The organism is Kitasatospora sp. NBC_01266 (genome assembly GCF_036242395.1).
Taxonomy (GTDB): domain Bacteria; phylum Actinomycetota; class Actinomycetes; order Streptomycetales; family Streptomycetaceae; genus Kitasatospora.
Map to the genome: position 1 here is coordinate 339,412 of NZ_CP108458.1, position 20,914 is coordinate 360,325.

The window sequence follows — 20,914 nt, forward strand, 5'->3', positions numbered from 1 at the left end:
GTCGTCATCGTGATCCGTCCCGCCGTGACCCGTCGTGGGCCGTGGTCAGGGGCCGGCCGCCGTCGAGCAGCGGGCCCAGGGGGGTGTCCGGGTGGTCGCAGAGCGCGGCCAGCAGGTCGAGGTAGTCGTCTCGGACCTGCTCGGCGGTGCGTTCCCGGTAGCGCCGGGTGTCGTAGGTGAGGCAGCCTTCGATCGTCTCGGGGCCCCGCCGGCGCAGGTCGAGTTCGAGGTCGAAGCGGGCGCCGTCGTCGTGCAGGATGCGGCACTCCTCGGCGGCCAGGCCGTACCAGTCGTCGGCCTCGCCGCCCACCGTGGCGTCGTCGACCAGTTGGAACGCCACCTGGGCGAGTGGCGGACGGCCCGCGCCGCGGCGGATGCCGAGGGTCTTGACGATCCGGTCGAAGGGCAGCAGGTCGTGGTCGAGTGCGGCGGCGATGGTGGTGTGGGCCGTGCGCACCGTCTCGGCGAAGGTCGACTCCGCGCGCAGCTCGCTGCGCAGCGGCAGCAGGTTGACGAAGTAGCCGACCACCTCGTCCAGTTCGGGGAACGGGCGGCCGCAGCTGGGCGCGCCCACCACCAGGTCGGTGCGCCCGGTGGCGCGGGCCAGCCAGAGGGTGAAGGCCGCGTGGCAGACGGCGAACGGGCTGCTGGCCTGGCGGGCGGCCAGCACCCGCACGCCGCGCACGGTGGCGGCCGGCAGGTCGAAGTGGAGCGAGCGGCCGCCCCGTCCGCCGTCCGCCTGGGCCGTCTCCCGGTCCGGCGGCGGGGTGGACTCCTGCGGTGCCTGCGCCAGGGTGCGCCGCCAGTGGTCGAGCGCGGCCGCGTAGCGCGCCGACGAGCTCAGCCCGCTCTGCTGCCAGGCGGCGAAGTCGGCGTACTGGTACCGGAGTTCCGGCAGGTAGGCGGGCGCTGCGGCGGCCTGGGCCGAGTAGAGCGCAGCCAGGTCGCGCAGGATGATCCGCATCGACCAGCCGTCGACCACGAGGTGGTGCAGGGTCAGCACCAGCGCGTGGTCGTCCGGTGCGAACCGGAGCAGTCGGGCCCTGACCAGCGGGCCGCCGGCCAGGTCGAACGGCACCGCCAGGTCAGCCTGCGCCGCCTGCTGGATCCGCGCCTCGCGCAGCTGCGGCGGGCAGCCGCCGAGGTCGGCGGCCACCAGGGTGGCCGGGCCGGCGCCGGGCGGGTGCAGCAGGCCCTGCGGGCGCCCGCGCCGCCCGGCGCGGATGTTCATCCGCAGCACCGGGTGCCGTCGGATCAGGGCGGCCAGCGCCCGTTCCAGGGCGGTGGTGTGCAGCGGGCCGCGCAGCCGCAGCGCGGTGCACACGTGGTAGGTGGTGGCCTCGGGCCACAGCTGCTGGAGGAACCAGAGCTGCCGCTGGCCTTCGGTGAGCGGGACCTCGCCGTCCTGGCCGGTGCCCTGCGGGAGCGGACTGGCCGGTGCGGCGGCCGGGTCGACCAGGGCGGCCAGCAGCTCGCGCATCACGTCGTCCGGGGCGGCCTGCGGTCGGGCGGCGGTCACGGCGCCAGCCTGCGCAGCAACTGCGGCAGGTCGGGCTGGACCGCCGCCCGGTCCAGTTCGGCCCGCACCCCCGCCGTGAACTCCGCCAGGTCGGCGGCGGCGAGCAGGCTGCCGAGGCTCACCTGCACGCCCAGCGCGGCCCGCAGCACATGCACCAGCCGCACCGCGAGCAGTGAATGCCCGCCCAGGGTCAGGAAGTTGTCACTCGGCGCCACCTGTCCGACGCCGAGCAGCCGGGCCCAGGTCAGGCCGATGAGCCGCTCCAGCGGGTCGGCGTCCTGGTTCTCCGGCGACCGGTCCGTCGGCCGGTCCGCGGTGGGGTCCGGCGCCGGCAGCGCCCGGCGGTCGATCTTCCCGTTGGCGGTCATCGGGAGGGCGGGCAGCACGGTGACGGTGGCCGGGACCAGGTACTCGGGCAGCCTCGCCCGCAGTTGCTCCCGGATCCCGTCCGGGTCGGGGGTGGCGCCGTCGGCGGCCGTGAGGTAGGCGGCCAGCCGCTTGTCCCCCGGCGCCGGCTCGTGCACGGTCACCGCGCAGGTGGCCACCGAGCCGAGCGCGGCCAGCGCGGCCTCGATCTCGCCCAGCTCGATCCGGTAGCCCCGGATCTTCACCTGGCCGTCCCGCCGCCCGACGAACTCCAGCCTGCCGTCCGGCAGTCGGCGCACCAGGTCGCCGCTGCGGTACATCCGCGCACCCGGTTCGGTGCTGAACGGGTCGGGCAGGAACTTCTGCGCCGTCAGGCCGGCCCGGTTCAGGTAGCCGTGGCCCAGCGCCGGGCCGGCGACGTACAGTTCGCCGGTCTCTCCGTCCGGGGTCGGCCGCAGCCGCTCGTCCAGCACGTGGACGATCCGGTCGCCGACCGGCCGCCCGATCGGCAGGACGTCCCCGGCCAGGTCGGCGGGCCGCAGCGGCTGCACGGTGGTGAACACCGTCGCCTCGGACGGGCCGTAGCAGTGCACCAGTTCGGTGTCCGGGTAGCGGCGCGCGACCTGCCGGGTGTACTCGACGGACGCGCTCTCGCCGCCGAAGAGCAGGTAGCGCGGGGCCGTGGCCGGGCCGCCCTGGGTGAGGGCCAGCAGGTTGAAGGCGGCCGTGGTGAGGAAGAGCACGCTGGCGCCGTGCTCGGCCGCGGTGTGGGCGGTGGCGATCGGGTCGGTGTTGCCGTGGCCGGGGATCAGCACCCGGCCGCCGGAGAGCAGCGCCGGGTACAGGTCCAGGATGTGCCCGTCCCAGGAGAGCGCCGCGTGCAGCACCGCCGTGGCCCCGGGGCCCCAGTAGGCGTACCGCTCCCCGGCGAAGAACCCCGGCACCGCGCGGTGCGGCACCAGTGTGCCCTTCGGCGTGCCCGTGGAGCCCGAGGTGTACGGCACGTACACCACGTCCTCGGCGGACAGCGCCAGCCCCGGGTTCCGGGTCGGGTTGCGGGTCAGCTCAGGGTCCGCCAGGTCGAGCACCCGCACCCCCGACCGGGGCGCCGCCGCCGGATCCGCGCTGACCACGGCCACCGGCGCCGCGTCCCGCACGAAGTGCGCCAACCGCTCGGCCGGCACCCCCGGCTCCAGCGGCAGATACGCCGCCCCCGCCTTCAGCACCCCCAGCATCGCCGCGACGCACTCGAGCGACCGCGCCAGGTGCAGTCCCACCCGGTCGCCCACGCCCACCCCGTGACCCCGCAACCACCAGGCCACCTGGTTCGCCCGGTCGTTCAACTCCTGGTACGACCAGTGCGGCCCGCCCGCCTGGACCAGCGCGACGGCCTGCGGACATGCCCGCACCCGCTCCTCGAAGAGCTCGACGACCGTCCCCGTACCGCCCAGGACCGTGCCGGGCTCGATCTGAAGTCCGCTGGTCATCGCACGGACTCCTCGGCACGCCGCCGGGCGATCGAGTCGCGCAGGCTCTTCGGGCGGATGTCCGACCAGACCTGCTCGACCCGGGCCAGGCAGTCCGCCTCGCTGCCGCTGGTCCCCTCGGCCCGCCAGCCGAGCGGGAGTTCCAGGCCGGCCGGCCAGAGCGAGTACTGCTCCTCCTCGTTGACCACGACGGCGAACTCGGTGAAAGCGTCCATGGCGACTTCTCCTCTGCTGATACTTCGTCAGTTACTGGAATTCACAAGGGGTTGGGGTGTTCAGCGGCCGGTCGTCAGCGCGTCCAGCGCCGCCAGGTACGCGACGGTGTACTCGACCGCCGCCCGCTCGGGCAGCCTGGCCCGGTCGTGGTCGACCAGCAGCAGGCCGTCGTCGGAGGTCGGGTCCAGTACCACGGCCGCGCTGAGCGTGAAGTTGGTCGGCTCGTGCCGCATGGTGGGCTCGAAGCGCAGGCTGTCGCTGACGATCTGGGCCGCTCCCTCGGCGAGCCGGCCCAGCGCGTGGAAGCGCAGGAAGCCGAAGTTGCTGTCCAGCGCGGTGCCGGACATCATCCGGGCCAGGGCGGCGAACGGCATCCGGCGGTGCGGCAGCATCGCCGTCTCCTGCTCGTGCAGCAGCCGGGCCAGCGCGCGGGGTTCGCCGTCCACCGCGGCGCTGACCGGCACGGTGTTCAGGAAGAGGCCGAGCGCCTCGGTGCCACCGTCCCGGTCCAGCCGGCCGTTCACCGACAGGCCGCTGGTCACCCGGGCCGCGCCGGTGATCCGGCCGAGCGCCATCAGGTGGGCGGCGAAGGCGGCGCTCTTGGGTGTGCCACCGCTGTTCGCCGCGGCCAGCCGCAGCGCGGCGCCGACACCGCGCAGCAGCTTCTCGGTGCTGCGCACGCCCGACTCGCCCGCCACCGGGACGAGGTCGGCGCGCGGCCGCAGGGTGCCGTCCACGCCCGCCAGCCGGTCGCGCCAGAAGTCCAGCGCCGCCCGGTCGGCGGCGGCCGCGCGCTCGGTGGCGACGAACTCGCCGAAGCCGGACTTCGGCGCGGCCAGCGGCGGGCGTTCCGGGTCCGCCAGCAACTCGGCGTGGCGGCGCAGCAGTTCCGACAGCAGCGAGGTGAAGCTCCAGCCGTCCAGGATCGCGTGGTGCTCGGCGACGGTCAGTTGGAAGGCGTCCTCGGCGAGCAGGTGCACGCTGACCGCGAAGAGCGGGGCGCTGCCGAGCGAGAAGCCGGTGCTCCGCAGCCGCTCGAACTCCTGGCGCACCACCGCCTGCCGGGCCGGCTCCGGCAGCCGCCGCAGGTCGGTGACCTCGACCGGGGGCGCCACGCTGGCGTGCACCAGCTGGAGCGGCTCGCCGAAGGACATCAGGTCGATCGAGGTTCGCAGCACCGGATGACGCTCCATCGCCTCGGTGACGGCCTGCTCGAAGAGCGCCGCGTCGAAGGCGCCGGTGACCAGGTAGCTGTTGACGTTGTGGTAGCTGTCGGTGCCCCCGGAGAGCTCCATGTGGTAGGCCATGGCCAGTTGCATGGTCGCGGTCGGGTAGGCGTCCACCACACCGTCGGGCAGCGCCGCTCGGTCGGCCGCCTGGATCAGCGCGAACGGCCGCTGCTCCAGGGGCTCTTCGGCACCCGCCAGGTCCGGTGTGGTCACCTTGGCCAGCGCCGCCACGGTCGGCTCGGCGAAGAAGTCCTGCAGCGGCACGCTCCAGCCCGCCGCCCGCAGCGCGCTCGCCACCCGCACCGCGCGCAGCGAATCCCCGCCCAGGTGGAAGAAGTTGTCCTGGGCGCCGATCTCCGGCACGCCCAGCACCTGGGACCAGACCTTGGCCACCAGCACCTCCAGGTCACCGCTCGGCGCCACCCGCTCGCCCTCGGCGCGGATCACCAGCGCCGCGGAGGGCTCCGGCAGCGCGGCCCGGTCGATCTTGCCGTTGGTGGTCAGCGGCAGCACGGGCAGCACGGTGAAGCTGGCCGGGACCATGTACTCCGGCAGCGTGGTCCGCAGGTGGCGCCGCAGCTCGGCCGGGTCCGGCGCGGCCTGCGGTGCGCCGCTGAGGTAGGCGGCCAGCCTGCGGTCGCCCGGCTCGGGTTCGTGGACGGTGACCGCGCAGCTGGCCACCGACGGGTGGGCGGCGAGCGCGCTCTCGATCTCGCCCAGCTCGATCCGGTAACCCCGGACCTTCACCTGCCCGTCGCGCCGGCCGAGGTACTCCAGCCCGCCGCCGGGCAGCCGGCGCACCAGGTCGCCGGTGCGGTACATCCGGGCTCCCGGCACCGGGCTGAACGGGTCGACCAGGAAGCGCTGCGCCGTCAGGCCCGGCCGGTTCAGGTAGCCGTGCGCCAACGCCTCGCCCCCGATGAAGAGTTCGCCCGGCACGCCGACCGGCACCGGCCGCAGCCGGTCGTCGAGCACCACCTGGGTCAGGTGCCCCAGCACCGAGCCGACCTGGCTGCGGTCGAACTCCCGCGCGGTATCCGCCTCGACGTCGTGCGCGGTGGCGTGCACCGTGGTCTCCGTGGTGCCGTACAGGTTGCACAGCACGGCGGGCGGTGGTTCCGGCAGAGCGAACCAGCGGCGCACCGCGGGCGGGTCCAGCGCCTCGCCGGCCAGCAGGACCCAGCGCAGCCGCGGCAGCGGGCGCGGGCGCTCCTCCAGCTCGGTGGTCAACTGCCGGAAGGCGGAGGGGGTCTGGGAGAGCAGGGTGACCTGCTCGCGGGCCAGCAGCGCGGCGAACTCCGCGGGCGAGCGGCAGGTCAGGTAGGGGACCACGACCAGCCTGCCGCCGTGCAGCAGCGCGCTCCAGATCTCCCACACGGAGACGTCGAAGGCGTAGGAGTGGAAGAGCGTGGCCACGTCGCCGGCGCCGATCCCCAGCCGCCCGGCGGTGGCGGCCATCAGCTCGCCGACGCTCCGGTGGGTGATCTGCACGCCCTTGGGCCGGCCGGTGGAGCCCGAGGTGAAGATGAGGTAGGCGACGTCCTCGGCGGTGGTCGCCACCTCGAGCCGGTGCGCGGGGCGGTGCGCGATCGCGTCGGCCTCCCGGTGCAGGTGCACGGTCCGCCAGGGTCCGTCGGCCGCGCCGTCCACCTGGTCGGTCACCACCACCCGCACCTGGGCGTCCGCGAAGGCGAAGGCCAGCCGGTCACTCGGCGCGGTGAGGTCGACCGGGACATAGGCCGCGCCGGTCTTGAGGACGGCGAGGATCGCCAGCACTGCGTCCACCGTGCGGTCCAGGTGGAGGCCGACCCGGTCGCCGCACCGCACGCCGGCCGCGTGCAGGTGGTGGGCCAGCCGGTTGGCCGCCGTGTCCAGCTCGGCGTAACTCAGCGAGCGGGTGCCGTCGGTGAGCGCGACGGCGGTGGGCTGCCGGTCGACCCGCTGCTCGAAGCCGGTGTGCAGCGGGAGCAGGGCACCGGCCGGTTCGGCGGGCCGGGGCAGCAGGGCCGGCAGCCCGGCGTCCGGCACCAGCGCGAGCACGCCGAGCGGGGTGTCCGGCGAGCTGACCGCCTGCTCCAACAACTCCCGCCAGGCGGCGGCCAGGCGGGCGATGGTGGCCCGGTCGAACAGGTCGGTGCTGAACTCCACCTCGCCGTGCAGCTCGCCGTCGTCGTAGGTGGACCAGATCAGGTCGAACTTGGTGGTCCCGTTGGGCTGCGACCGGCCCCGGCCGGCGGCACCGCCGAGCCGCAGCTCGGCCGGGTCCTGGGTGTGCGCGCCGAACAGCAGCTGCACCAGCGGCGGGTGGTTGCCCGCGCGATCGACCGCCAGCTCGTTGACGATGCCGTCGAACGGGGTGTCCAGGTGGCCGTAGGCGTCGAAGGCGGTGTCCCGGGCCTGCTCGACCAGCTCGCGGAAGGTGAGCCGGGCCCCGGTTCTCAGCCGCAGCGGTAGCACGTTGACGAAGTAGCCCATCAGGTGGTCGAGTTCGGGGCGACTGCGGGTGGACACCGGAGTGCCGATCACCAGGTCCGACTCCCGGGTGTACCGGTGGACCAGCGTGACGAAGGCGGCCAGCAGCACGGTGAACGGGGTGGCTCCGAGCGAGCGGGCCAGCTCGCGGATCCGGGCGGCGGTGCCGGGCGCCAACTCGTAGTGGTAGGTGTCCCCGTGGGCGCTGCTCCGGGCCGGGCGGGGCCGGTCGGCGGGCAGCGTGGTGACCGCCGGCGCGCCGCTCAGCCGCTGCCGCCAGTAGGCCAGGTCCCGCTCGCGCGGGGTGGACTGCTCCCAGGCGCTGTAGTCGGCGTACTGCACGGGCAGTTCGGGCAGCTGGGGGGTGCGGCCGGTGAGCGCCGCGTCGTAGAGCTCGGTCAGCTCCCGCTCGAAGAGGCCCATCGACCACTCGTCCCAGACGATGTGGTGGAAGACCGCGACGATGGTGCTCCGCTCACCGCCGGGGCCGGCGGCCTGGTCCGCGTGCCGGATCAGCCGGACCCGCAGCAGCGGGCCCTCGGCGAGGCTGAACGGCTCCCGGGCGTCCTGCGCCACGGCGGCCGCGGCGGCCGCCGCGCGCTGGTCGGCCGGCAGCGCGCTCAGCTCGGTCAGCGCGATCGGCACCGGCAGCCGGGCATGGACCCGCTGGCAGGGCTCGTCCCGGTCGACGGCGAAGGTGGTGCGCAGTGCCTCGTGCCGGGTGAGGATCGCGTCCAGCGCCTGCTGGAGCACCGTCAGTTCGACGGGCCCGTCCAGGTCGAGCACCCACGGGATGTTGTACGCGGCGCTGCCCGGGGTGAGCTGGTCGAGGAACCACAAGCCGCGCTGCAGGCCGGACACCGGTGCCCGGTCGGCGTGCAGCCGGGTCAGGGCATGGTAGTTGCCCATGATCACTCCAATTCTGTGGGCCGGCCTCAGGACAGTTGGGCGGCGAGGGCCGAGACGGTCTTGCAGCTGAAGATCAGCCGGGGCGGTACCTCCCGGGCCAGCGTCTCGGCCAGCAGCACCGCGACCCGCACCGCGCGCAGGGAGTCCCCGCCGAGTTGGAAGAAGTTGTCGTCGACGCCGATGTCCGGCACCCCGAGCACCTCGGACCAGACCTCGGCGACGCACCGCTCCAGCTCGCCGGCGGGCGGCTGGTGACCGGCGCCCGGGTCCGCCGACCGCCCGGCGGCGGGGTCGGGCGCGGGCAGCGCCCTGCGGTCGACCTTCCCGTGGGCGGTCAACGGGAGTTCGGGCAGCAGGGTGAAGCTCGCGGGCAGCATGTACTCGGGCAGCGTCGCCAGCAGGTGCCGGCGCAGCTCCGCGGCCTGCGGCGCCGCGCCGGCCTCGGCCGTGACGTACGCCGCCAGCCGCTTCTCCCCCGGGGCCGGCTCGTACACGGTCACCGCGCAGGTGGCGACCCGCGGGTGGGCGGCGAGCGCGTTCTCGATCTCGCCCAGCTCGATCCGGTAGCCGCGGAGCTTCACCTGACCGTCCCGCCGGCCGATGAACTCCAGGACGCCGTCCGGCAGTCGGCGCACCAGGTCGCCGCTGCGGTACATCCGCGCACCCGGTTCGGTGCCGAACGGGTCGGGCAGGAAGCTGCGCGCCGTCAGGGCCGCCCGGTTGAGGTAGCCGTGCCCCAGCGCCGGTCCTGCGATGTACAGTTCACCCGCCTCGCCCTGCGCGCTCGGCCGCAGCCGCTCGTCCAGCACATGGACGATCCGGTCGCCCAGCGCGCGGCCGATCGGCACCACCGTCCGCTCCAGGTCCGCCGGCCGCACCTGGTGCGTGGTGGCGAACACCGTCGCCTCGGACGGGCCGTAGCCGTGCACCACATTGACGCCGGGCAGCTCGGTCAGCATCCGGCGGAAGTGGTCGGCCGGAATCCGGTCGCCGCCGAGCAGCAGGTCCCGCAGGTTCTTCAGCAGGCCCGGGTCGGCCGTGACGACGGCGCCGAAGGCGGCGGCGCTGAGCAGCAGCACGCTCGCGCCGTGCTCGGCCGCGAACTGCGCGACGCTGATCGGGTCGGTGTCGCCCGGCTCCGGGATCAGCACCCGGCCACCGGAGAGCAGCGCCGGGTACAGGTCCAGAACGTGCCCGTCCCAGCTCAGCGCCGAGTGCAGCACCGCCGTCGATCCCGGCCCCCAGCAGGCGTACCCCTGGCCCGCGAAGAACCCCGGCACCGCGCGGTGCGGCACCAGCGTGCCCTTCGGCTCCCCTGTGGAGCCCGAGGTGTACGGCACGTAGAACGCATCCTCGGGCGACAACTCCACACCCAGGTCAGTGATGTGATGATGCGTCAGTTCCGGGTCGGCCAGGTCCAGCACCCGTACCCCGAGACCCGCCGCCGTCACCGGATCGGCGCTCACCACCAGCACCGGCGCCGCGTCCCGCACGAAGTGCGCCAACCGCTCGAACGGCACGCCCGGCTCCAGCGGCAGGTACGCCGCTCCCGCCTTCAGCACCCCCAGCATCGCCGCCACGCACTGCGGCGAGCGCGCCAGGTGCAGACCCACCCGGTCACCCACCCCCACCCCGTGGCCCCGCAGCCACCAGGCCACCTGGTTCGCCCGCGCGTTCAGCTCCCGGTACGACCACTCGGCCACCCCCGGGCGCACCAGCGCCACGGCCTCGGGGCAGGCCCGCACCCGCTCCTCGAAGAGCTCGACCACCGTGCGGGCGGGGGTGGCCGGCTCGCCGACCCGGGCGGCGGGGTCCTCGGTGTACCGGCTGAGCGACTCGATCCACTCCCGGCAGAACCCGGCGACCGTCGCCCGGTCGTACAGCCGCTCGTCGAACTCGATCCAGCCGCGCAGCGCCGTACCGGGGTCCTCGATCATCCAGACCTGCTCGAACTTGGCCACCTGGTGCGCGTGCAGCCGCCGGGTGCCGCTCAAGTCGCCCAGCCGGACCGCCGATCCACTGCCCGGGTGCAGCTCGAAGGCGGTCTGGAAGAGCGGGCTGACGTCGAGCCGGCGATCGTCCAGCACCGCGTTGACGATGCTGTCCAGCGGGGTGTCGCGGTGCGCGTGGGCGTCGAAGGAGGTGTCGCGGACGTGCCGGACCAGGTCGCGGAAGGCGAGCCCCGCGCCGACGTTCAGCCGCAGCGGCAGCATGGTGACGAAGTAGCCGATCAGAGTGTCGAGTTCCGGTCGGCTCCGGGTGGTGACCGGTGTGCCGATCACCAGGTCCTCGCCCCGGGTGCGGCGGTGGACCAGCGCGGCGAAGGCGGCCAGCAGCACGGTGAACGGCGTGGCCTCCTCGGCGCGGGCCAGCTCGCGGATCCGCTCGGCGGTCCCGGCCGGGATCTCGAAGCGGTGGCTGCCCCCGCGCGGCGCGTCCTGCTCGCTGCGCGGCCGGTCGGTGGGCAGCGCGGTGATCGGCGGGGCGCCGCGCAACTGCTCGGCCCAGTAGTCGAGATGCCGCTGCTGCGGCGTCTCCTGCTGCCAGCTGCTGTAGTCGGCGTACTGCACCGGGAGTTGGGCCAGCTGCGGCTCACGCCCGGCCAGCGCGGCGGCGTACAGCTCGCCCAGCTCGCGTTCGAAGACGCCCAGCGAGGACTCGTCCCAGATGATGTGGTGGAAGACCGCGACCAGGGTGCTGCGCGCGGCGCCGTGCCGGATCAGCCGCACCCGGAAGAGCGGCCCGTCGGCCAGGCTGAAGGGCGCTCGGGCGTCCTGCTCGATCGCCGCCGTCGCGGCGGGCCCCCGCCCGCTCTCCGGGAGACCGGTCAGGTCGGTGACGGCGATCGGGGCCGGCCGCTCGGCGTGGATCAGCTGGCGCGGCTCGCCGCGCTCGGTGGCGAAGGTGGTGCGCAGCACCTCGTGCCGCGCGACCAGCCCGTCCAGCGCGAGCTGAAGCGCCGTCAGCTCGACCGGGCCGTCCAGCTCGAAGACCCACGGAATGCTGTAGGCCGTCGAGTCCGGGTTGAACTGGGCGTGCGTCCACAGGCCGCGCTGCAGTCCGGACAGCGGCGCCGTCGCGGCCTGCCGCCGGGTCAGTTCCGGTCCCGCGTCGGCCGGTGCGCTCGCCGCGGTCATCGCCGCCGCCAACTCCCGCACGGTCGGCGCCTCGAAGACGGTGACGTGGGAGACGGCCGCGTACGGGGTCTCCAGCATCCGGCCCGCGACCCGCAGCGCGGTGAGCGAGTCCCCGCCGAGGTTGAAGAAGTTCTCGTCCAGGCCGATGCCGTCCACGCCGAGGGTCTCGGACCAGATGCCGGCCAGCAGGCGCTCCAACTCACTGCTCGGCAACTCGTGTTGCGTGCGGCTCGGCGCGTCCGGCCGGGCCTCGGCCGGGGCCGGCAGCGCGCGGCGGTCGATCTTGCCGCCCGCCGTCAGCGGCAGCGCGGGCAGCAGCGTGAAGGCGGCCGGCACCATGTACTCGGGCAGCGCGGCCCGCAGGTGGCGCTGGAGTTCGTCCGGCCGCGGGATACTGCTCCCCTCGGCCGTGACATACGCCGCGAGCCGCTTCTCCCCCGGCACCGGCTCGTACACGGTCACCGCGCAGGTCGCCACCTGCGGGTGCGCGGCCAGCGCGCTCTCGATCTCCCCCAGCTCGATCCGGTACCCGCGCAGCTTCACCTGATCGTCCTGGCGCCCGCCGAACTCCACGGTGTCGTCCGCCAGTCGGCGCACCAGATCGCCGGTGCGGTACATCCGCGCGCCGGGGACCGGGCTGAACGGGTCGGGCACGAAGCGCTGCGCCGTCAGGGCGGGCCGGTTCAGGTAGCCGACCGCCAGCGCCGCCCCGCCGATGCACAGCTCCCCGGTCACCCCGACCGGGACCTCGTTCAACCTCTCGTCCAGCACGTGGAGTTCCCGTTCGCCGAGGCTCCGGCCGATCGGCACCGAGCGGCCCGCCCCGGCGGCGCGCACTTCGTGCAGCAGGCTGGTGATCACCGCCTCGGTCGGCCCGTAGGCGTTCAGCAGCGGTATCCCGGTCTCCCGTAGCCAGCGCGCGGCCGAGGCGGCGGGCATGGTGTCACTGCCGCAGACCATCAGCCGCAGGCTCGCCAACTCGCCCGCGCAGTGGTCGAGCAGCGCCGTGAACTCCTGCCAGTACCCGGCCGGCAGGTTCGCCACCGTGACGCCCTCGCGCCGGATCAGCGCGGCCAGCTCCGCCGGCGCGGTCACCCGCTCCTCGGTCATCGCCAGGCAGGCCCCGGCGGTCAGCGCGGTGAGCACCTGTTCGACCCAGACGTCCACATACGGCGCGCTGAACTGGAGCACCACATCGTCCGCCGTGATCCCGAACCGCTCCCGCACGGTGGCGAGATGCCCGTCCAGCGGCCCGCGGCCGACGGCCACGCCCTTGGGCGTCCCGGTCGTCCCCGAGGTGTAGATGACATAGGCGACCTCGCCCGGGTCCGCGAACCGCCGCCCGACGGCGGTGGCCCCCGCAGCGTCCGGGGCGGCGTCGGCGTCGTCGGCGTCGGCGTCGGCGTCGGCGTCGGGCAGCAGGACCGCCCCGCTGTCCGCGAGGATCGCCGCCACCCGCGCCGGCGGTGCCTCGGGGTCGAGCGGCAGAAACGCGACGCCGGCCTTCAACGCGGCCAGCAGCGCGACGACATACTCCACCCGGTCCGCCGCCCGCACTCCCACCACCCCGCCGGGGCCGGGCAGCAGCCCCGCCAGCCGCCCGGCCAGCGCCTCGCTGCGCCGCTCCAACTCGGCGTAGTCGATGGTGCGGCCCGCCACCCGGATCGCCGGCCGCGACGGAGCGCGCCGGGCGACGGCGGCGATCAGCTCCGGACAGGCGGGCGCCCCGGGGACGGGCCCCGGTCGCGGTGCGGGTTCCGGCAGCGGTTCCGACAACGGTTCCAGCAGCGGTTCCGACAACGGTTCCAGCAGCGGTTCCGGCAGCGGTTCCGGACTCAGCGGCGAACTCTTCAACTCGGCCATGCCCGCAAGCCAACCGCGCCCGGCCACCCGGCAAGGGCAGTGCGCGAGGCAGGAGAGCGGCAGTTTGGCCGGCGGCCAAACTGCCGCTGCCCGACCTTCTGGGCTCAGCCCCGTTCCCACTGGATCAGGTCCGCCCAGGCCTGCCCGCCGCGACGCCGCATGGGCGGCTGCTGCTGTCGGTCCGGGTGGCCGAGGCAGATGATCAGCTCGGGGCGCAGGCCTTCGGACAGGTTGAGCAGGGTGCCGACCGCGGCCCGGCTGAACGAGGTGACCGGCCCGGCCCCCAGGCCGATGCTGTGCGCCGCGAGCAGCATGGTCGCGGCGGCGGTGCCCACGTCGATGTAGGCACCGGGGTTGGCCGGGCCGAATCCGTAGCTCTCGACGCGCGCCCAGTCCACGCAGACGACGATGGCGGCCCTCGGGCGCTGCAGCATGCCCGGCGAGACCATCCGCAGAGCGCGCAGCAGCGCGGGACGGGTGACGGCCACGTAGCGGTGCAGGCGCCGGTTGCCGGCGTGCGGCGCGTAGCGGGCACTGTCGAGGACGGCCTCGAGCTGGCGTCGATCGACCGGTTCCACGGTCATGGCCCGCACGACGCGGCGGGTGCGGATCGCCCGGAGCACGGCGTCGCCGGGCCCGGTGGTGTCGTTCACGGGGTGCTCCCGTCCAGGCCGAGCGAGGTCACCAGGTGCACGGCCACCGCGCGGCACAGCGCGTCGAGCCGGTCGACGTATCCCTCGGGGTCCCCGGCGCCGACAGCCGTCTCGGCGAAGCCCTGCCGGATGTCGTCCAGGAACGGGCGCAGCCCGGCGCTCGCCCCGGGCTCGATCAGGTCGGCCAGCCGGCCCGCCGCGGTGAGCAGGCGCAGCGGCGCGTACTCGGCCGCCTCGTCCAGCTGGGTACGGGCCGCCGTCACCAGGTAGGCGAGGAGTTCGACGGCATCGTCTTCGTCGAGGACGAGAGTTGCGGACACGGCGGCGCCTTTCCACTCCGTGGGCCGCCTGCTCCGGCTGTTGCCCGCCGGCACCGGTGGCCGTCCTGAGCATTCTCCCGCCGGCGCGCTCGCGCGGCCCATCGGATCGGTGCCGTCAGTCCGGCTGCGCCTCCTGCTGCGCTGCCGCCCGGCGGGCGCGCAGGGCGCGGACCCGGCCGCGGCTGGCGCAGGCGGGTGAGGGGCACCAGCGCCGGCGGTCGGCCGGGTCGCTGAAGACCCCCCGGCAGTCGTGCTCGGGGCAGGCCTTGAGCGCGTGGCGCTCGGGTCCGGTGAGCTGGTCGACCGCCTGGCGGGCGATCCGGGCCAGCGCGGCGGCGGCCGTGGGCGGGGCGCCGCGCCGCAGGCGCGCGTCGGCGGCGAGGCGGATCGGGTCGTCGTGTGCGGCGAGGAAGGCGCCGAGAGCGTCGACCGCCTCGGCCGGCGGCGGCTGCTGGGCGACGGTGGCCAGCGCGAGCCGGCGCAGGGTCTCGCGCAGCTGCCAGGCCTGCGCCAGGTCGCCCGCGCCCACCGGCCGCTCGGGGGCGAGCTCGCTCCGCGCGAACCAGTCGGCGAGGCGCTCGGGGGTGGCGATCCGCTCGACCGGCTCCGGGCTGAAGCTGCGGCCCCGGGTGGCGAGCAGGTTCAGCCACGTGGCGCCGCAGTCGAAGCGGAAGGCGAGGCGGTCGTCGTCGGCAGGCATGAGGAAAGCGTAACGCCTCGGGCGTTACATCGTGCTAGCGTGCCGCCATCGGTAACGGGTCAGCCGTTACTCGGCTTTCTTCCGGAGGGACGCACCCATGACGGACCAGCACCAGGGCCGAACCCAGCACCAGGGCCGGACCCAGGGCCGAACCCAGCACCAGGGCCAGCACCAGGGCCAGTTCGCGCCCGCCACGTTCGACCGGGCCGCCGGCTACGCCCTGCTGGACGAGTTGCAGGACGCCGCCACCCGCCAGGCCGCGCTGCCCGGCCTGGAGACGCTGGCTCCCGGCTTCGTCGACTGGATCGTCACCGCCCTGTTCGGCGGCACCTACCAGCGCGACGGCCTGGCGCTGCGCGACCGGCAGCTGCTCAACCTGGCCGCGCTCACCGCACTCGGTGGCGTCGAACCGCAGCTGGTCGGACACGTGCGCAGCAGCCTGCGGATCGGCATGACCCGCGAGGAGATCGTCGAGAGCCTGGTCCACCTCGCCCCCTACGTCGGCGTCCCGAAGGCGCTGGCCGGCCTGCGGGCGGCCGGCCAGGCGTTCGCGGCCGTCGCGGCGGCGGAGCGCTGACGCGGCGCCTCCACGACGGCCCTGGGCGACGGTCCCGGGCGAGGGTCCCGGGCGAGAAGGTCAGACGGTCGCCGAACCGGACAGCGCGGCCTGGTAGACGACCCGGGAGAGCCGCTCGTTCTCCGGCGCGGCGCCGCCGGGGAAGGCGAAGCGGCGCCGGGTGTAGCCGTAGGCCAGGCCGGTCCGGGCGTCGCCGAAGGCGAGTGCGCCGGCCGCGCCGGAGTGCCCGAAGGTGTCCGCGCCCAGTGCCGGGTAGCCCACACCGAGCGCCTCGAAGCCGAGGCCGAAGGCGGTCAACTCGCCGATCACCAGGTCATGCCCGACCGAGTGGATCCTGGCGAACTCGCCAACGGTGTCCGGCTCGAGCAGCGGGCCACGGCCGTTGAACCCGCCCAGCATCGCCGCATACATGCCCGCGATGCCGCGCGCGTTGCCGGCAGCGCCGATCGAGGCCGGGCTCTTCGCCAGCGAGGCGGGCGAGTTGACGAACCGGACCAGGTCGAAGGAAGGGTCGGCGCTGGTGTTGAAGGCGATCGCGAGCCGGTTGTAGCGCCCGGGGCGCGGGCCGTCGGCCAGGGCGGCCTGCTGCTCGGCGGTCGGCAGCATCGGCAGCACCTCGCGGTAGCGGTGCTGCTCCGTTTGCGGCAGCCCGAGGAAGAGGTCGAGACCGTACGGTGCCCGGACCCGCTCCTCGTAGATCTCCTGGACACTGCTGCCGGTCACCCGGCGCACCACCTCGCCGGTGAGGGCGCCGATCGCGAGCGCGTGGTAACCGTGGCCCGCCCCGGGCTGCCAGAACGGCCGCTGCCCGGCCAGCCGTTCGGCGATGACCCGGTCATCGGCCAACTCCTCGTCACTGAAGCCGTCCTGCGCGCCGATCACCCCGGACCGGTGCGAGATCAGCTCGCGCAGGGTCACCGCGCCCTTGCCGCCGACCGCGAACTGAGGCCAGTAGTCCGCGACCCTGCGATCGAGGTCCAGCACCCCCTCCTGCACCAGCAGGGCCACCACCAGGTGCGCGGCGCCCTTGGTCACCGAGAAGACCCCGGTCAGCGAGTCGCCGGCAACCTCGCCCGCCCACAGGTCCACCACCAGCCGCCCGTGCTGATAGGCCGCCAGCTGCGCACCCGGATCAACGGGCTCGGCGGCCGCGAACGCCTCGAACTCCGCCCGCACCGCCTCGAATCCCTCGGCCACGGTCCCGTGCACGACGGCGGTCCCGGCCGCCGCGCTGCTCTCCTTCGACATGCCTGCCCCCACTTGATCAGTCGCTTCCACCGGTCCTGATGATCACCGGCACCTGCACAACCCCGGTCCAGGCCGCACAGATTCCCGCCCCGCGAAGAATTCCTGACGGCCGGCCGACCAGGGATCAGCGCGCTGCCACCTCCTGGCCGGCGGCCAGTTCGGCGTTGGCCCGGGCGGTGACCACGGTCAGCAGGCGGCCCGCGGTCGCCAGTTCGTCGGCCGAGAAGCCGTCGTACAGCCGAGCGGCGATCTCAGCGGCGGCTGCGCGGATCTCGCGGTTCAGCGCCTGGCCCGCGTCCGTGAGCCGCAGCCCGTCCCCACCTCCGGCCCCGCGCCCGTCCCCGGGCACGGTCTCCAGCAGCGCCGCACCGGTCAGTTCGGCGATCACCGCCAGCGCCGTGGCACTGTCGATCTTCAGGGCGCCGGTCATCCGGGCGACCAACTGCTCCCGGCCGATGGCCTCGCCGCTGCCGGCGGTGGCGTTGAGGGCCAGCGACTGGTGGAAGGTGGTGCCGGTACGGGCCAGCACGCGTTCCAGGACGGCCCGGCTGGCGTAGTGGGCCTGGCCGATGACCTGGCCGTTGACGGTCGGGGTGGTGGACATGGCTACTCCTTGGTCGGGAATTCGAGCGGCACCTCGAGAAGGACCGCGAGCTCACGGGAGAACGCCTCGGTGCGCTGCCCGCCCAGACCGCCCAGCGGCTCCAGGAGCTGCTCGTGGAGCTGCCGGACGATCGTGATCGCGCGACCGGTGACCTCGCGGCCATGCGCGGTGAGGGACAACCGCACCGCGCGGGTGTCGGCTGGGTCCCGGACGCGCTCGATGAGACCGGCGCCCTCCAGGGCGCGGGCCAGCTTCGAGACGTAGAGCGGTTCGAGGCCGGTGTGGTCGGCGAGTTGGCGCTGGCTGGGCCGCAACCCGGACCTCTCCAGACCGACCAGGGAACCCAACAGCGAGTACTGCGCGTGGGTCAGGCCCAGCGGCCCGACCGCCCGGTCGACGGCCACCCGCCACTTCATCGACAGACGCCAGACCAGGAAGCCGGGCGTCGAACCCTCGAATGCTGCGCTCATGGCAGATACAGTACATGGATACTATATCCTTGGCTACTAATCCCGCAGGACGCTCGCCCTCGGCGCAGACTGCTCCCTCGAACGGCCGATACCCGCCGCCCCGCCGGGCCGGTGCGCCCGGGGCGGCGAGCCCGGGCCGTCACGCCGCGTGAGCGCCCCGGGTGGCCCGCACCGGCGGCCTGCCCAAGGCTGAAGGGTGACCGACACCACGCCACGACGCAGGGGTGCCGATGTTCGACGAGAGTTTTGCGTATCCGCACCACCTGCTGGGCCGCACGGCCCACGCCCGGCACCGGGTCGCCGTGATCGGCGCCGGCGTCGCGGGCCTGGTCTGCGCGTACGAGCTGCACAGCCGCGGCTTCGAGGTCGCCCTGTACGAGCGCTCCAACCAGCCGGGCGGCCGCGTGCGGACCCACCGGTTCTGGGACGGCACGCACGCGGACCTCGGCGCGATGCGCATCCCCGGCAACCACCACTGCGTGCTGCACTACGTCCGGCGGTTCAAACTCGCCACCCGCCCGTTCGTCAACCACAACCCGGCCGCCCTCTACCACCTGCGCGGCCACCGGGCCCGGGTGCACGACGCACACACGCTCTTCCCCGCGTTCGCGCTGCGCCCCGCCGAACAGCAGTCGCCGGCCGGCCTGCTCGACCGCCTGCTCGGCGCGGTCTGGACCCAGCTCGGCGTCGCCCGGCAACTGCGCGTGCTGGGCGGCCGCTGGGACGACCCGGCGCTCGAGCCGCTGCTCTCGGTGTCGCTCTGGCAGTTCGTCAGCAAGCACCTCTCCCAGGAGGCCTGGGACCTGGTCGGGCACGCCAGCGGGCTGACCCACTACGAGCAGTCCTCCCTGCTGGAGGTGCTGGTCGACTACTTCGGCCTGTTCCACACCAGCCAGCTGGAACTGGTCGACGGGACGGACACCCTGATCCGTGCCTTCGTCCGCGAACTGCCGCCCGACACGCTCCGGTTGTCCACCCGGGTCGACGAGCTGGCGGTCACCGCGACCGGTGTGACGGTCCACGGCGCCCGACTGGACCGGCCGTTCACCGACCACGCCGACTTCGCGGTGTGCTGCGTCCCGGCTCCGCTGCTCGAACGGATCACGGTCCGGCCCGGACTGCCGCACCCGCAGCGCCACGCCATCCGCGGCATCAGCTACGCCAGCAGCGCCAAGACCCTGCTGCACCTGACCCGGCGCCGGTGGGAGTCGCAGGACGGGATCTTCGGCGGCGGCAGCTTCACCGACCTGCCGATCCAGCAGTGCTGGTACCCCTCGGACAACGCCCGCCCGGCGGCGCACCGGATCGACGGCCGCGCCGGCCCGCACTGGGTGGCCCGGGACCGGCAGCGCTCCGAGGAACCCGCGGCCTTGCTGGGCGCCTACCTCTGGGGCGCCAACGCCCGCCGCTTCACCGCCCTGGCGCCGGCCGACCGCGACCGGCTGGTCCTGGACTGCCTGGAGCAGCTCCACCCCGGCATCCGCGCCGACGTGGACGACATCGTGCACTGGAACTGGGACGAACAGGTCGGTACCGGCGGCGCGTTCGCCCACCTCGCACCCGGCGAGCACCTGCGCCACCTGGCCGTGCTGGGCGACCCGCATCCGCTCGGGGACCCGCGGATCTTCTTCGCCGGCGAGCACCTGTCCGGCGCGCACGCCTGGTGCCAGGGCGCCGCGCAGTCCGCCCTCGCGGCGGTCAGCCGGCTGCTCGACCGCGGGCGTCACGTCGCGATCGAGCGCACCACGAGGGTGGCATGACCAGCACTCCCGGACCGGGCCGCCCCGGCCCGCCCGCGCTGGACCGCGAGGAGCTGCGCGCCCCCTTCGCCCGCACCGGCACGCCCGTCGAACGCGTCGGACTGGAGATCGAGAACGGCCTGGTCGACCCGCGGACCGGCCGCGCCGCACGGTACGAGGGCGCCCGCGGCGTTCGGGCCGTCCTCGCGACGGCGCTCGCCGAGTGGGGCGGCGAACCGCAGACCGACACCGGCCGGCTGACCGGCGTCACCCTGCCCGACGGCAGCCAGCTCACCCTGGAGCACGGCGGCCAGCTGGAGTACTCCTCCACCCCGGTCGTCGGCCTGGGCCGGGCGGTGACCGAGGCCGAGGCCGCGCTGCGCCGGCTGGCGGCGCTGGCCGACCGCTTCGGCCTGGCGCTGCTGCCGGGCGCCCAACTGCCCTTCGAGCAGCTGGACACCGTCTCCTGGGTCCCGATGAGCCGCGGCGCCGTGATGCGGGACTACTTCGCCCGCACCGGCGAACCGGCCGGCCGGGCCACCACGATCATGTCGATGTCGCTCTCCACCCAGGTGCACCTGGACCACCTCTCGGCGGCGGACTTCACCCGCAAACTCCGGATGCTGGTCGCGGCTGCCCCGGTGGTCACCGCCCTGCTGGTCAACTCGCCGATCTCCGGCGGCCGTTCGAACGGGATGCTGTCGCACCGTTCGTACAACTGGCTGCGGATGGACCCTCGGCGGTGCGGCCTCCTGGAGCCCGCACTGCGCCCGGACGTGAGCGTCGACGATGTCATCGACTGGGCGCTGCGGATTCCGATGATCTACTACCGGACGGCGGACGGCCGCTACCGGCCCGCCCCGGACCGGCCCTTCGCCGACCTGCTGACCAGCGGCTTCGACGACGGCTCGACGGTGACCCCGGCCCACTGGGCCGGTCACCTCTCGCAGCTCTGGACGGACGTCCGGGTCCGCCGCACCTTCGAGTTGCGCAGTGCCGACGGACCGCCCCACCACAGCATCCCGGCCCTGCCCGCCCTGTGGGTCGGGCTCGGCTACCATCCCCCGTCCTGCCAGGCCGCCTGGCAACTGCTGCGCCACCACACCGCCCGCGAGTACCAGGCCCTGCTGGACTCCCTCCCGTTCGAGGGCCTGCGCGCCCGGCTCGGCGACTCACCGGTCGCCGAACTCGCCACCGAGCTGCTCCGGCTGGCCCGCGCGGGCCTCACCGCCCAGGTCCGGGCCGGACGCGAACCCCCCGAGGTGCTCGGCCACCTCGACCCGCTGGACGAGATCCTCGCCACCGGCCGTACCTTCGCCGAGCAGTGCCTGGCCCGCTGGGAGACCGACCTGCGGGGCGACCCCCGACGATACGTCGCCGCCTACCGGGTCCAGGCCGAGTAGCC

General features: G+C 74.4%; 14 protein-coding genes. 3 read left to right on the forward strand and 11 right to left on the reverse strand.

All coding sequences use genetic code 11. The annotated features are described in order from the left end of the window. Positions 1-4 precede the first annotated feature (4 nt). From OG403_RS01515 to OG403_RS01550, 8 genes are all read right to left on the reverse strand, one after another. Complete coding sequence (locus tag OG403_RS01515) at positions 5-1,519, reverse strand: condensation domain-containing protein (RefSeq protein ID WP_329560733.1); 1,515 nt, start codon at positions 1,517-1,519, stop codon at positions 5-7. Next, on the reverse strand, positions 1,516-3,372 hold the full coding sequence (locus tag OG403_RS01520; RefSeq protein WP_329560734.1) for a non-ribosomal peptide synthetase: 1,857 nt from the start codon (positions 3,370-3,372) through the stop codon (positions 1,516-1,518). The genes OG403_RS01515 and OG403_RS01520 overlap by 4 nt, the downstream gene beginning before the upstream one ends. Then, a complete protein-coding gene (locus OG403_RS01525) occupies positions 3,369-3,587 on the reverse strand; it encodes an MbtH family protein (protein ID WP_329560735.1) in 219 nt (72 codons plus the stop codon). The genes OG403_RS01520 and OG403_RS01525 overlap by 4 nt, the downstream gene beginning before the upstream one ends. A 60-nt stretch (positions 3,588-3,647) precedes the next feature. Continuing rightward, positions 3,648-8,198 carry a non-ribosomal peptide synthetase gene (locus OG403_RS01530; protein ID WP_329560737.1) on the reverse strand — a complete coding sequence of 1,517 codons (4,551 nt, stop codon included), beginning with the start codon at positions 8,196-8,198 and terminating at the stop codon, positions 3,648-3,650. Positions 8,199-8,224: 26 nt separating this feature from the next. Then, on the reverse strand, positions 8,225-13,198 hold the full coding sequence (locus OG403_RS01535; protein ID WP_329560738.1) for a non-ribosomal peptide synthetase: 4,974 nt from the start codon (positions 13,196-13,198) through the stop codon (positions 8,225-8,227). 104 nt (positions 13,199-13,302) lie between these two features. Further along, positions 13,303-13,851, reverse strand: a complete 549-nt coding sequence (locus tag OG403_RS01540) for a nitroreductase family protein (RefSeq protein WP_329560740.1) — start codon at positions 13,849-13,851, stop codon at positions 13,303-13,305. Further along, positions 13,848-14,171, reverse strand: a complete 324-nt coding sequence (locus OG403_RS01545) for a DUF6092 family protein (protein ID WP_329560742.1) — start codon at positions 14,169-14,171, stop codon at positions 13,848-13,850. The genes OG403_RS01540 and OG403_RS01545 overlap by 4 nt, the downstream gene beginning before the upstream one ends. Before the next feature lie 115 nt (positions 14,172-14,286). Next, a complete protein-coding gene (locus tag OG403_RS01550; protein ID WP_329560744.1) occupies positions 14,287-14,871 on the reverse strand; it encodes a CGNR zinc finger domain-containing protein in 585 nt (194 codons plus the stop codon). Positions 14,872-14,968: 97 nt separating this feature from the next. On the opposite strand from OG403_RS01550, the gene OG403_RS01555 reads away from it, so the two are divergent. Then, a complete protein-coding gene (locus tag OG403_RS01555; protein ID WP_329560745.1) occupies positions 14,969-15,448 on the forward strand; it encodes a carboxymuconolactone decarboxylase family protein in 480 nt (159 codons plus the stop codon). Positions 15,449-15,508: 60 nt separating this feature from the next. Here OG403_RS01555 and OG403_RS01560 read toward each other — a convergent pair whose 3' ends face one another. The 3 genes from OG403_RS01560 to OG403_RS01570 form a co-directional block, all read right to left on the reverse strand. Then, positions 15,509-16,696: a serine hydrolase domain-containing protein gene (locus OG403_RS01560; RefSeq protein ID WP_329560746.1), complete on the reverse strand. Its 1,188-nt coding sequence runs from the start codon at positions 16,694-16,696 to the stop codon at positions 15,509-15,511. 124 nt (positions 16,697-16,820) lie between these two features. Then, positions 16,821-17,300, reverse strand: a complete 480-nt coding sequence (locus OG403_RS01565) for a hypothetical protein (protein ID WP_329560748.1) — start codon at positions 17,298-17,300, stop codon at positions 16,821-16,823. Between the two features lie 2 nt (positions 17,301-17,302). Next, positions 17,303-17,770, reverse strand: coding sequence for a MarR family winged helix-turn-helix transcriptional regulator (locus OG403_RS01570; protein ID WP_329560750.1), 468 nt, complete (start codon positions 17,768-17,770; stop codon positions 17,303-17,305). A 230-nt stretch (positions 17,771-18,000) separates the two neighbouring features. On the opposite strand from OG403_RS01570, the gene OG403_RS01575 reads away from it, so the two are divergent. Further along, complete coding sequence (locus OG403_RS01575) at positions 18,001-19,530, forward strand: flavin monoamine oxidase family protein (protein WP_329560752.1); 1,530 nt, start codon at positions 18,001-18,003, stop codon at positions 19,528-19,530. Then, on the forward strand, positions 19,527-20,912 hold the full coding sequence (locus tag OG403_RS01580; protein ID WP_329560753.1) for a glutamate-cysteine ligase family protein: 1,386 nt from the start codon (positions 19,527-19,529) through the stop codon (positions 20,910-20,912). The genes OG403_RS01575 and OG403_RS01580 overlap by 4 nt, the downstream gene beginning before the upstream one ends. Positions 20,913-20,914 lie beyond the last annotated feature (2 nt).